General features: G+C 64.8%; 1 pseudogene. It reads left to right on the top strand.

Annotated features, from left to right (window positions below):
• Positions 1-50: 50 nt before the first annotated feature.
• Positions 51-562, top strand: a pseudogene (locus NE591_RS12250) (hypothetical protein); the annotation flags it as partial.

Genomic DNA, 562 nt, shown 5'->3' with positions numbered 1-562 from the left:
TGGCCGAATTCTCGCGAAGAACGGGGCTCTCGAGATCGAGGGCCCGCACATTGAAAGCGAGAGGTTTCGTCGTCACGCCCCACGGGCGCTGCGGGATGCGCGCTGCCACGACGGTGATCAGCGGCTTCGAGGGCATTGTGAACGCCCTGCTCTCGGAGGGCGTCACCAACTCCGAGGTCGTTTTCGAGCGCATCAGGGGCCAGGGCTACGAGGGCGGCAGGACCTCCGTGAAGAACTATATCGCCGCGCATGCCGACCTGGTTCCCTCGAAGAGGAGGCTCGCGGGCGCCGACCCGCAGGCGAGCCGCGGCAGGAGATTCTCCACATCGCCCGGCGAGTCCTACCAGATGGACTGGGGATTCGTCGATGTCGAGGACTGGACCGGAGGCATGTTCAGCATCGCGTGCTTCGCGATGGTGTGCCACCACTGCGGCACGTGCTACGTGGAGTTCTTCCCCAATGCGCGCCAGGAGAGCCAGTTCATCGGCATGATCCACGCGTTCGCGGTGATGGGGGTGCCAGAGTGCGTGCTGACCGACAACATGAAGTCGGTGGTGCTGCG

Origin of the sequence: Adlercreutzia sp. DFI.6.23, assembly GCF_024462535.1 — a bacterium.
GTDB classification, from domain to species: Bacteria; Actinomycetota; Coriobacteriia; order Coriobacteriales; family Eggerthellaceae; genus Adlercreutzia; species Adlercreutzia rubneri.
The sequence above is the reverse complement of the archived record's forward strand: the minus strand, read 5'-3'. Positions and strand labels throughout refer to the sequence as shown.